Below are 11,526 nucleotides of genomic sequence, written 5' to 3'. Positions count from 1 at the left end.
CCCATGCGACTGACATGTCCGAACTGTGCCGCCCAATATGAGGTGCCGGATGATGTGATCCCCGATGAGGGGCGCGACGTGCAATGTTCCAACTGCGGGCAAACGTGGTTTCAGGCTGGCCGTGCGATTGAGGCGGAGGATGACCCGAGCATTTCCCCCGCTGCGGAAACCGGCGACGATATAGCCCCGGTTGAGGACGAAATCGGCGCCCCTGATCCTGCTTCCCTTACGGCGACACAAGACGATGATATCGTGGAAGACGCGCCGGAGGAGGAGACCGCAGAGCCTGATCAGCAGGATGAAATCCAGAATCAACCGCCAGAGATCACAGCCACGTCGCGAGGTCTTGACCCGACGATCAGCGATATTCTGCGCGAGGAGGCTGAGCGTGAAGCCCGGCTGCGCGCCGCTGAAAGCAACAGCTTACAAACACAGACGGATTTGGGACTGGATTCTCTGCCGGAAGAAGAATCCGCCCGCCGTGCCCGCGAAGCCCGCGAGCAGATGGCCCGGATGCGTGGCGAAGATCCCCAGCAGCTCTCCACCTCGGAAACCGAATCCCGTCGCGGATTGCTGCCCAATATCGACGAAATCAACTCCACCCTGCGATCCGGTGAAGGGCCTGCGGCCCCGATCGCACCACCAGTCGATGCACCGGCCCCAAGGAAAAAGCGGAACTTTGCGCGGGGCTTTGCCTTTGCACTGTTGATCGCGCTGGGTCTTGCCATGGCCTATGACAACGCGCCCCTGATCGCCCAGAAGCTGCCACAGGCGGATCCCTACCTCAGCACCTATGTCGCCAAGGTGGACGCGGCGCGGCTGTGGCTAGATACGCAGGTGCGTGCCTTCACAGTGCAGCAGTAGAACCGCAACCAGACGGTACCGGCGACCGATCGGACACGAACGGTCGTCCCGCAGGTCCACCGCCGTCGTCAGAAGCGATCCAGAAGACGCTCAAGATAGCTTCGCTCAGTCTCGCTACGGCTGCGCTCGCCGGCGCGGCGGCGGATCTCTTCAAGAAGATCCCAGGCGCGGCGATAGGCCTGCCCTTCGCTGAACTGCCCGTCGGAAACACCACCATCACCCTGTTCCCCATTGCGTCGGCCAAGCGGATCCATTTGGTTGCCTTGGCTTGAGCTGCTGGTGCGCCCCTGCCCCTGTCCCTGACCCGGTTGCTGCTGTTCGGCCATTGCCTCTCCCAGCGCGCGCATTCCCTCTCGCAGAGCTTCCATCGCGTCGGACTGGCGGTCGATGGCCTCGGCGAGGTCACCCTGCCGCAAAGCCTCCTCCGCCCCATCCATGGCCCGTCCGGCATCATCAAGCGCATCACGCGTCGCCTGACCGCCTTCGCCATTGCCAAGCGGGAGGCCATCCCGCTGCGCCCGCAACTGATCGCGAAGAGCTTGCTGGCGATCAGCCAGCGACCCGGCAGGACCCTGTGTGCCGCCCTGCGGAGTGTTGGCGCCGCCACCCTGCCCGGTCCCATCATTATCAGGCGCGCGCTGTCCCTGACCACCCTGACCGGGCTGCCGGTCACCGCTGGGGTCGCCGGAGCCGGGCCTGTCGCCTTGGCCACCCTGATTGCCCTGACCGCCCTCGTGGGACTCCCCACGGCCCAGGCCGCCATTGCGCCCTTCATTTCCCTGACTTTCGCCGCGGCGTGCACCGGGATTGAACTGCTCCTGCAAATCCCGAAATGCCTGATCCGACAAGCCCTGCTGCTCACGCAGGGTTTCGGCCAACCCCTCCATGCTCTGCTCTCCGGGGCTGCCATCCTGACCTTCCTGCCCTTGGGTGACACGCATGTTTTCCATCATCTGCTGGAACTCGCGCAGCGCCTGCTCGGCCTCGGCCATCCGGCCCTGTTCCATCAGCTCCTGAATACGATCCATCATCGCCTGAAGATCCTGCTGAGTGAGCTGCATGGCGTTCTCATCCGGAGCGCCTTGCGGCTGCCCGTCATTGCCCTGCTCCTGCGCCTGTCGCTGCAACTGACGCAGATAGTCCTGCGTGGCATCGCGCAGCTGTTGCATCAGACGGGCAATCTCTTCATCGCTGGCACCATCGCGCATCGCTTGGCTCAGCTGCTCCTGAGCGCGCTGCATGCGGGCAAGAGCGTCGCCGACATCGCCTTCCTCCAGCTGGATTGCCAAATCCCAGAGCGCTTCAGCCAACGCGTCCTGCTGCTCTGGCCCAAGCGTTCCTGCGTTGCTGTGCTGTTCCAGACGACGCAGGATAGTGCGCAGACGCAGATAATCCCCATGGTCGTGGAACACTTCGGCCGGATAGGTCGACAGGGCGCGCAGGACCTGGGCCACCCGTGGCGCATTGGCACGCGCCCAGAGCAGATCGCGCCGCTGCTCTGCCACCGCTGCGGCCATCGGATCAAAGAAACGCCGGGTCACCAGCGGCGCCCTGAGCACCTCTGCCTCGGTCTCCTGCCCCTTGGCGTCCTGTGCGACCATACGGTAGCTGACAGGCATGTTGGCCCAGGGGTGTTTGGCGAAGGCCTCGATCACCTGCTCATCGAAGCTGTGGCGATCACCGGTCAGCGGCAGTGGCAGGTCCAGAACAATCGGCTCCCGCGTATCTGGTTCGGCTGCCAGCCCATGGCTCCGATCAATCTCGGCCATATCCAGCGAGATTTCGACCTGACCAGCCGCCACGCCGTAATCGTCACTGGCGGTATAGGCAAGCGAGGTCGTATCATCGGACTCCAGCGTCGGCTCTCCCACAATGGCAATCGTCGGAGGCAGGTCCTCAATCAGCGTCACATCCCAGCTGCGGCCACCGGTGCCATTGATGGTCAATGTCCCGTCGCGGGTGATCACGAAACTCTGCTCAGCCGCGGCGGCAGAGGGCACGTCTCCGGTGCGTCCCGAGAGGGTTTCATCCAGTGTAAGATCTCCGACCTCACCGTAAAACCGCAGGGTCAGGCGGCTGTTTTCGGGCAGGGTCAGAACCGGCTCGGACTGATCATTGAGGTAAAGCACCGGCAGACCGGTGTAGCGCGGCGGTTCGATCCAGCCCTCCCATGTCGGCCCTGCTGCCGCATTCACCGCGCCGGGGGTCATCTCGCCAAGGCTACCAACCCGCCAGATGGAACCGAAGAGCATGGCAACCGATAGCGCCAGAAGCGCCAGATAGCGCAGAGCAAAGGGGTCAGCGCGCGCGACTGACAGATTGGGTTTAGGGGCAACTGCGGTGGCGGCGCGCGCCTGCATCCGCCGCTGATGCGCCTGCCACAGGGCTTGCGAGGCTGGATCATCCGACCCGATGGCCTGCGCGTCCAGCAGCGCCGCAATAGGATGACCGGGCAGCGTCATATCCAGACGAGCCAGGGCGTCGGACAGACCTGGCATTCTGAACCGCCAGCCCCCAAAGCCAATCGCGACTGCCGCAGCCAACACCAGCAGCACGGCCCCCACCCAGACCAGTTCGATCGGCAACTGCTCGTGCAGGCCCAACATCACAGCCGCAAGCGCCAGCATCAGCAGCGAAACCAACGGCCAGAAGGCGCGCACCAGACGTTCCGACAACAGCCCCACCCAGGTCAGCCGCACCGGCCAGCGAAGCCGCACAAGGCGCGGATCTGAGAGCCTCGGGCCTGAGCCGCGACCTGTTGGGATCGGATCGGACGGCAGATCGGAACCGCCGTCTTTCCGCGAGTACCCGCCCTCCGCCTGCGGGCGCGCCGGTGGACCCGGCGCGGCGGCAGATGTCGCGTCAGCCTTGCGGCGAAACTTGGGGTTGTTGACCATGCGGGCGGCGCCTCCGATCAGCCCTGCGCCGCGTCAGATGTCGCGGTACCCGTCAGAGCCACTCGGGGATGGTATCGCGGTTTATCATTTCGTCAAAGTCCGGACGTCGGCGGATAACCGCGAATTGATCCCCATTGACCAGCACTTCAGGGATCAACGGGCGCGAGTTATATTCGCTCGACATCACTGCGCCATAGGCGCCGGCACTGCGGAAAGCCACCAGATCCCCCGCTTCCAGGGGCGGCATATCGCGATGGCGCGCAAAGGTATCGCCAGTTTCGCAGACCGGCCCAACGATATCATATGGACGCTGCTCCACTCCGGCGTCGGCTTCGATCACCGGAACAATCTCGTGATGCGCCTCATACATGGCGGGGCGGATCAGATCATTCATGGCGCCGTCGATGATCAGGAAATCCCGGTCCTCGCCGGATTTCACATAGATCACCTTGCTCACCATGATGCCGGCATTGCCGGCAATCAGACGCCCCGGTTCGATTTCGATCTCACACCCAAGATGCCCCAAGGTGCGCTGTACCATAGCGCCGTATTCAACCGGCAACGGTGGCGTATCGTTCGAGCGGGTGTAGGGAATACCAAGGCCACCGCCAAGGTCGAGACGGTGAATCTCATGACCATCAGCGCGCAGCTGCTCGGTCAGTTCCGCCACTTTCTGATAGGCCAGCTCGAACGGGGCCAGTTCGGTCAGCTGCGAGCCGATATGTACGTCAATGCCGATCACCTTCAGCCCTGGCAGGCTGGCGGCACGGGCATAGACTTCCCGCGCCCGCGCAATCGGAATGCCGAATTTATTCTCAGATTTGCCCGTCGCGATCTTGGCGTGAGTCTTTGCATCGACATCCGGGTTCACGCGTACGGTGATCGGCGCCACAACGCCCAGTTCCTGCGCAACCGCGTTGATCACGTCCATTTCCGGCTCGGATTCCACATTGAACTGACGGATACCACCGCTCAGGGCGGTTCGGATCTCGTCCTCGGTCTTGCCGACGCCCGAAAACACAATCTTGTCACCGGGAACCCCGGCCGCCTTGGCGCGCAGATATTCGCCCTTGCTGACCACATCCATGCCGGCGCCGGCCTGTGCCAGCGTTTTCAGGATCGCCTGATTGCTGGCTGCCTTCATTGCGTAGCAGACCAGATGATCCATCTCCTTCAGCGCATCATCAAAGAGGTGGAAATGGCGCAGCAGTGTCGCCGTTGAATACAGGTAAAACGGAGTGCCCACAGCAGCCGCGATCTCGGCCACCGGCACATCTTCGGCGTAGAGAGCGCCGTCACGATAGAGAAAATGATCCATAGATCGCGCTTAGACCAGAACCGGGGCGCGGATCAAATGATTCCGCTCAGGGTCAGACGCCCAGATAGACGCTGAGTGGCCCTTTGTGCAGGCCAAGGCTGCCGCCCGCGTGGACGCCGCTGCTGGACACGCCAACTCCGGCATTGAGCGAGGGTCGTACCGGCTCTCCGTCGACCCCGCAGGCCGCAAGACCCACGCAGGCCACCAGCATACCCAGGATCAGAACGGTTTTCTGCATATTGATCCCTTTCGATCTGGGCGGTTGCGATTGAACCGGCACATCACCGCTTAACCGCAACCGCCTTGCTATCAGTCCGCCAGAAGGCTCTGCCAGCGGGCCACCTGCGCGCGCACCTGGGCGGGTGCGGTGCCGCCGTAAGACATGCGCGAGTTTACCGAGTTTTCGACGCCAAGCACAGTGAAGATGTCCTCGGTGATGCCTGCATGCACGCCCTGCATATCCTCCAGGGAGAGGTCCGGCAGGTCGCAGCCGCGCTGTTCGGCCATCGCCACCAGGGTGCCGGTCACGTGGTGCGCATCGCGGAACGGCACCTTCAGCACCCTAACCAGCCAGTCGGCCAGGTCTGTGGCGGTGGAGAAGCCGGAGCCTGCCGCAGCGGCCAGCGACTCGCGGTTGCCGGTCATGTCCTTGACCATGCCTTCCATCGCGGCCAGCGCCAGCATCCAGTTATCGGCAGCGTCAAAGACCTGTTCCTTGTCTTCCTGCATGTCCTTGGAATAGGTGAGCGGCAGCCCCTTCATCACCATCATCAGCGCGGTGTTGGCGCCAAAAATCCGGCCCACCTTGGCGCGGATCAGCTCAGCCGCGTCCGGGTTCTTCTTCTGCGGCATGATCGACGAGCCGGTGGAGAAACGATCGCTGAGCGTCACGAAACGGAATTGGGCGGAGGACCAGATCACCAGCTCCTCGGCAAAGCGGGAGAGGTGCATGGCGCTGATCGAGGCGCAGGACAGGAACTCCAGCGCGAAATCGCGGTCAGAGACGGCATCGAGCGAATTGGCCGCCGGACGGTCAAAGCCCAGCGCCTTGGCGGTCATTTCCCGGTCGATCGGGAAGGAGGTACCGGCCAGCGCCGCCGCGCCCAGCGGCGATTCGTTCATCCGCGCGCGGGCATCGCGGACGCGGGACAGATCGCGGCCGAACATCTCCACGTAGGCCATCATGTGGTGGCCCCAGGTCACCGGCTGCGCGGTCTGGAGGTGGGTGAAGCCCGGCATCACCCAATCGGCGCCAGCTTCTGCCTGCGACAGAAGCGCGCGGATCAGCGCCAAGAGGCCGCTTTCGGCGGCGTCCAGCTGGTCGCGCACCCAGAGTTTAAAGTCGGTTGCCACCTGGTCGTTGCGGCTCCGGCCCGTGTGCAGGCGGCCCGCAGGCTCACCGATGATTTCCTTCAGGCGGGCCTCCACGTTCATATGGATGTCTTCCAGTGCGGTGGAATACTGGAAGGTTCCGCCCTCGATCTCTGACAATACGGTGAGCAGCCCTTCCCGAATGGCCTCGGCATCATTATCCGTAATGACACCTGTCGCGGCCAACATCGCCGCATGGGCCCTGGAGCCGGCAATGTCCTGCGCTGCCATCCGCTTGTCGAACCCGATCGAGGCATTGATCGCCTCCATGATCGCGTCCGGGCCAGCGGCAAAGCGGCCGCCCCACATCTGGTTCGAGGATTGATCTGTCATGGTGTGGAACCCCGGAGATAATATGCGTCTGTTTCGTCAGCTAACCCTTTATATGGCCCTTGCCCTCGGTGCAAATGCCGCCTTTGCCGCGGACCCCGCAGCCCTTTCCGAGCTCCGCGAAGGTGACATGCGCCGTCTGATCCTCCACCCGGAAGCAAAACCGACCTCCAGCAACAGCTTTGAACTGGAAGACGGCAAGGGCAGCGCCTCGCTTGCCGATTATGAAGGCAAGGTTGTCCTGCTGAACTTCTGGGCCACCTGGTGCGCTCCCTGCCGGAAAGAAATGCCGATGCTGTCCGAACTTCAAAGTGAATTTGGCGGTGAGGATTTTGAGGTCCTGACCCTAGCCACCGGCCGCAACTCGCCCGCCGGGATTCAGAAGTTCTTTGATGAAACGGGCATCACCAATCTGCCCCGCCATCAGGATCCAAAGGGTGCGCTGGCCAAGGAAATGGCCGTATTTGGCCTGCCGATGACAATGATCCTCGATCGCGACGGCAATGAAATCGGCCGCCTGCGTGGCGATGCAGAGTGGAACTCTGACAGTGCCAAGGCAATCCTGCAAACTCTAATCGACGCAGAATGACTGATTGACGCTCATTAAGAAGTTCCGCGGCCGTACCGCAGTGCAGCAGCTTTCCCGGGCGTGCGCGGGCGGTGGCCAGATAGCTGGCATCTTTCGGAGCTTGACCCAACGCCACCTTTGACAGAGCCGTCACCCTGCCGCCAATCTGAGCGGCAGGGAGGACGTAATGCCGCTGGAAATCTTGGTGGCGATGGTGCTGATCGGCATTGTTGTCATAGCTATACTGCTTCATGTCACCGGGCGGTCCGCTCCGGTTCTGATGACGCGAGACACCGCCGCCAAGGCCTGGTCTCGTCATGATCCCGATACTCAAATCCTGAACACATGGCCAAGCACTCTTGGTCAGGCGGCCCTGATTGAAACCGATCTCGGGCTTGGTCTGGTCTGGTGTTTTGGCGCCGATACCATCGCCCGGCCACTTGCCGGGGTGCGACTATTGGATCACCCCAAGGGCCTGAAGCTGCGGTTCGCCGATTTTGCTACCCCCTCCGTGGTGCTCCACCTGTCGGATGCCGAGCGCAACGATTGGCGACGGCGCATCATGGGCGACCACAGCGCACCAATCACACCGACCGTGACAGCGCAGACAGAAGGACAGACACATGCCTGATACGATTTCGTACCCTGATGTCACCCAGTGGGCGGTCCCTTTCTTCATCGCCGCGATTCTGGCTGAGTTCCTCTGGATCGCCATCAAGGGACGTGGCGGGCGATATGAAACCCGCGACGCCGTCACATCTCTTGTTATGGGCGCCGGTAGCGTGGCGTCAGGCATTGCGCTTGGCTTCATCGCCTGGGCCTTCTTCATGCTTTTGTGGCAGATCACGCCGTTGGACCTGGGCACATCGGTCTGGGTGATCGTTCTGTGCTTCGTCCTGGACGACCTGCGCTACTACTGGGTGCATCGCTTTGGCCACCGGGTGCGCTGGGTCTGGGCCAGCCATGTCAATCATCACTCAAGCCAGCACTACAACCTCACCACCGCTCTGCGGCAGACCTGGACGGGCACATTCACCTTTATGATGGTGGTGCGCGCGCCGCTGGTTCTCCTGGGCTTCCATCCTGCCATGGTACTGTTTGTCGGAGGCATCAATCTGGTCTACCAGTTCTGGATCCACACCGAGGCCATCGGCCGGATGCCGCGCTGGTTTGAGGCCGTGATGAACACACCCAGCCATCACCGCGCACACCACGGCCGCAATCCGCGCTATCTTGATTGCAACTATGCTGGTGTCTTTATCATCTGGGACAAGATGTTCGGCACATTCGTACCCGAACAGGATCACGACCGCCCGGATTACGGCCTGGTTCACAACATCGGCACCTTCAACCCACTGCGTGTCGCCTTCCACGAATGGGTCAGCATCTTCAAGGATGTGACCCAACCCGGGCTGACGTTCCGGCAGCGGTTGCTATATGCGGTTGCCCCGCCGGGCTACAGCCATGACGGCAGCCGCGACAGCTCCGACACAATCCGCGCAAAGCATTTGCAACGTCATCCTGAGGACATCGGCAGCGCTGGCTTTGACAAGACCTGAGTGCAACTCTCAATTTGGGTAAAATTGTCGCCTTAATCCTAGCTCAACGCTTTTGCGCCAAGGTCCGGTCTGATCCATATTGATCAGACCACCCCAGCGCCAAGGGATATACCCGTGAAGAAGAAGCAAAAGGTCATGGCCGACATGCCAGAAGGCGGCGATAACCCGCTGACCTCTGCGGTTGTATCGCGTGATCGGTCGACTCTCGACATGGTCAGCGACGCGATTCGCCACAACCAGACGATGCTTGCTTATCAGCCCATCATACAGGCTATGCCGCCACAAGGGGTTGCCTTTTACGAAGGGTATATCCGGGTTCTCGATTCAACGGGTCGCGTGATACCTGCGCGCGAATTCATGCCGCTGGTCGAGGATAAGGAAACCGGGCGTGAACTGGACTGTCTTGCCCTCGAACATGGCCTGAAGGCACTTGCGCGCAGCCCCAATATCCGCCTCTCCGTCAATATGTCCGCGCGCTCGATCGGCTATCAGCGCTGGATGCGTGTCCTTGAAAAACATCTGAAGAAAGATGCCGCCGCAGGCGAAAGGCTGGTGCTGGAAATCACTGAGGCCTCTGCCATGGCTGCGCCCGAGTTGGTCATCGACTTCATGGACCGGATGCAGAAACACGGTATCGCCTTTGCGCTTGATAACTTCGGCGCCGGGGCAACGGCCGTCAGCTATTTCCGGCAGTTCTTCTTTGATGCGGTGAAAATTGACGGGCAGTACATCCGTAACATTCATGCCAACCACGACAATCAGGCTGTTGTCCGCGCGCTGGTAGGGATCGCCAAGCAATTCGATATGCTGGTGGTTGCGGAATCCGTCGAAAGCCCAGCTGACGCCGAGTTCCTGATCTCCATCGGTGTGGACTGCCTGCAGGGCTATTTGTTCGGCGCGCCCTCAGTCAGCCCGCCATGGCTGGAAGAGCTGCGCAGGAACAGTCGCGCATCCTGACCTCACAGCACGTTGCCTTATGGGTAAATTCGCGCATCTTTGCGCCAGATACCCGCCGCGCAACTTAAGGGAGAATTCCTGTCGGGAATGATCGCTTGGCAAACGACCGGACCTGCCTCAGAATATGTGCCATAGTATTGATTGACACAGGCTCTCCCTGTGGGACACCTTGCACGTGCTGCAATTGCAGCGAAACACACGGCCTTTAAAAAAAGGCAGGGGGATCCCGGTTGCTGCGGCTGCGAAATGCGGACTGCGCGGTTGGCCTCCCGGGACTATGAATGGCAGAGGACCCTAACTGATGACCAATGTAGTAATTGCATCCGCCGCACGCACCGCCGTCGGCAGCTTTGGTGGCGCATTCGCCAATACCCCCGCCCATGATCTTGGCGCCGCAGTGCTGGAGGCTGTGGTTGAACGTGCCGGGATCGACAAATCCGAAGTTTCCGAAACCATTCTGGGTCAGGTGCTGACGGCGGCGCAGGGTCAGAATCCTGCTCGCCAGGCCCATATCAATGCCGGCCTGCCACAGGAATCGGCAGCCTGGGGGATCAATCAGGTCTGCGGGTCCGGTCTGCGTGCCGTGGCACTTGGCGCCCAGCACATCCAACTCGGTGACGCGGCCATCGTCTGTGCGGGCGGTCAGGAAAACATGACCCTCTCGCCCCATGCCGCCAATCTGCGCGCCGGGCACAAAATGGGCGATATGAGCTATATTGATACCATGATCCGCGATGGCCTTTGGGATGCCTTCAACGGCTACCACATGGGCCAGACTGCGGAGAATGTTGCCGAGAAATGGCAGATCTCCCGTGACATGCAGGATGAATTTGCCGTTGCCAGCCAGAACAAGGCCGAAGCGGCACAGAAGGCGGGCAAATTCGCCGATGAAATCGCAGCCTTCACCGTCAAGACCCGCAAGGGCGACATCATTGTGGATCAGGACGAATACATCCGCCACGGTGCCACCATCGAGGCCATGCAGAAGCTGCGCCCCGCCTTCACCAAGGACGGTTCGGTCACAGCCGCCAATGCCTCAGGCCTGAACGACGGCGCCGCGGCCACCCTGTTGATGAGTGCCGATGACGCCGAAAAGCGGGGTATCGAACCGCTGGCCCGGATCGCCTCCTATGCCACCGCAGGTCTGGACCCCTCCATCATGGGCGTTGGTCCGATCTACGCCTCGCGCAAGGCACTGGAGAAAGCCGGCTGGTCCGTGGATGACCTCGATCTGGTTGAGGCCAACGAAGCCTTCGCAGCGCAGGCCTGCGCCGTGAACAAGGATATGGGCTGGGATCCGGCAATCGTCAACGTCAACGGTGGCGCAATCGCAATTGGTCACCCGATTGGTGCCTCCGGCTGCCGCGTCCTCAATACGCTGCTGTTTGAAATGAAGCGGCGGGGTGCCAAGAAAGGCCTCGCCACGCTTTGCATCGGCGGCGGTATGGGCGTTGCCATGTGCGTGGAGCGTCCCTGAGGCGCATTATTCTGACCATATCAAGGGCGCCCGATTGGCGCCCTTTTCTATATGGAGCGCATTTTACGATAGCTTTGTCGAAGAGGGCGACGCAGCGTCGTACTCCGTATCGGCTCCAGCGCCCGGATTCACGGAGTAATATAATTGCGCAATCAAAAACAAAATAGTAGCAAGATTACCAAGTC

10 protein-coding genes are annotated in these 11,526 nt (G+C 61.5%); 6 read left to right on the top strand and 4 right to left on the bottom strand.

The window, feature by feature from the left end; translation table 11 throughout:
- The first annotated feature begins 3 nt into the window (after nt 1–3).
- Nucleotides 4–864, top strand: a complete 861-nt coding sequence (locus tag VXL81_RS10905; protein WP_416554226.1) for a zinc-ribbon domain-containing protein — start codon at nt 4–6, stop codon at nt 862–864.
- Between the two features lie 68 nt (nt 865–932).
- Here VXL81_RS10905 and VXL81_RS10900 read toward each other — a convergent pair whose 3' ends face one another.
- The 4 genes from VXL81_RS10900 to argH form a co-directional block, all read right to left on the bottom strand.
- Nucleotides 933–3,761, bottom strand: a complete 2,829-nt coding sequence (locus tag VXL81_RS10900) for a DUF4175 domain-containing protein (protein ID WP_416554224.1) — start codon at nt 3,759–3,761, stop codon at nt 933–935.
- A gap of 52 nt (nt 3,762–3,813) precedes the next feature.
- On the bottom strand, nt 3,814–5,079 hold the full coding sequence (gene lysA / locus VXL81_RS10895; protein WP_340544278.1) for a diaminopimelate decarboxylase: 1,266 nt from the start codon (nt 5,077–5,079) through the stop codon (nt 3,814–3,816).
- Nucleotides 5,080–5,131: 52 nt separating this feature from the next.
- Nucleotides 5,132–5,317 carry a hypothetical protein gene (locus VXL81_RS10890; protein ID WP_416554222.1) on the bottom strand — a complete coding sequence of 62 codons (186 nt, stop codon included), beginning with the start codon at nt 5,315–5,317 and terminating at the stop codon, nt 5,132–5,134.
- A 71-nt stretch (nt 5,318–5,388) separates the two neighbouring features.
- Entirely contained in the window at nt 5,389–6,783 is a 1,395-nt protein-coding gene (gene argH, locus VXL81_RS10885) for an argininosuccinate lyase (protein WP_416554220.1), read from the bottom strand.
- On the opposite strand from argH, the gene VXL81_RS10880 reads away from it, so the two are divergent.
- From VXL81_RS10880 to VXL81_RS10860, 5 genes are all read left to right on the top strand, one after another.
- On the top strand, nt 6,782–7,369 hold the full coding sequence (locus VXL81_RS10880; protein ID WP_340544275.1) for a TlpA disulfide reductase family protein: 588 nt from the start codon (nt 6,782–6,784) through the stop codon (nt 7,367–7,369). The genes argH and VXL81_RS10880 overlap by 2 nt on opposite strands.
- A gap of 166 nt (nt 7,370–7,535) precedes the next feature.
- Nucleotides 7,536–7,979, top strand: coding sequence for a hypothetical protein (locus tag VXL81_RS10875; RefSeq protein ID WP_416554218.1), 444 nt, complete (start codon nt 7,536–7,538; stop codon nt 7,977–7,979).
- Nucleotides 7,972–8,907, top strand: coding sequence for a sterol desaturase family protein (locus tag VXL81_RS10870; RefSeq protein ID WP_416536435.1), 936 nt, complete (start codon nt 7,972–7,974; stop codon nt 8,905–8,907). The genes VXL81_RS10875 and VXL81_RS10870 overlap by 8 nt, the downstream gene beginning before the upstream one ends.
- 135 nt (nt 8,908–9,042) lie before the next feature.
- Nucleotides 9,043–9,864: an EAL domain-containing protein gene (locus VXL81_RS10865; RefSeq protein ID WP_416537323.1), complete on the top strand. Its 822-nt coding sequence runs from the start codon at nt 9,043–9,045 to the stop codon at nt 9,862–9,864.
- A 301-nt stretch (nt 9,865–10,165) separates the two neighbouring features.
- Nucleotides 10,166–11,341, top strand: coding sequence for an acetyl-CoA C-acetyltransferase (locus tag VXL81_RS10860; RefSeq protein WP_340544269.1), 1,176 nt, complete (start codon nt 10,166–10,168; stop codon nt 11,339–11,341).
- Nucleotides 11,342–11,526 lie beyond the last annotated feature (185 nt).

Origin of the sequence: Phaeobacter sp. JH204B (assembly GCF_048055755.1) — a bacterium.
GTDB classification, from domain to species: domain Bacteria; phylum Pseudomonadota; class Alphaproteobacteria; order Rhodobacterales; family Rhodobacteraceae; genus Phaeobacter; species Phaeobacter bryozoorum.
This window is presented reverse-complemented; position numbering and strand designations above follow the sequence as displayed.